Below are 512 nucleotides of genomic sequence, written 5' to 3'. Positions count from 1 at the left end.
GGGGGGCACCGCGAGGTCGACGCCGCGGACGATGGGCTGGCCGCCCAGCGTCACGTGGACGTCGGCGGCGTCGATCGCGTTCACGAGCAGGACAATGCCACGCGCAGGGACTCGAGGTTCGCCTGCGCGATCGAGAAGTAGTCCTGCGCGTCGTCCGTCAGCCCCTCGATCGGGTCGAGGACGGCGGTCTCGACCCCGAGGTCGGACGCCAGGGTCTGCGCGACCTTCGGGGACGCGAGCGTCTCGAAGAAGATCGTCGTGACGCCCTCGGCGCGGACGAGGTCGCCGACCTCGCGCAGCCGTGCGGGCGAGGGCTCGGTCTCGGGGTCGACGCCCGCGATGCCGACCTGCTCGAGGTCGTAGCGCTGCGCGAGGTACCCGAACGCCTCGTGCGTCGTGACGACCGTGCGGCGCTCGCACGTGGCCAGCCCGGCGGCGTACGCGTCGTCGAGCTCGCCGAAGCGTGTGCCGAGCGCGGCGGCGTTGGCGCGGTACGTGTCGGCGCCGTCGGG

The 512-nt window shown here is 73.4% G+C and carries 1 protein-coding gene; it reads right to left on the bottom strand.

Going from position 1 to position 512, the window contains the following annotated elements; genetic code table 11:
- Positions 1–80: 80 nt before the first annotated feature.
- Positions 81–512, bottom strand: a 432-nt coding sequence (locus tag G3I71_RS46600; protein ID WP_164324994.1) for a metal ABC transporter solute-binding protein, Zn/Mn family, incomplete at its 5' end; no start/stop codon positions are given.

It is taken from the genome of Streptomyces sp. SID12501 (assembly GCF_010550245.1).
In the GTDB taxonomy this organism is placed as follows: domain Bacteria; phylum Actinomycetota; class Actinomycetes; order Streptomycetales; family Streptomycetaceae; genus Streptomyces.
Note: the sequence above shows the minus strand (reverse complement) of the source record. Positions and strands in the feature narration are given on the sequence as shown.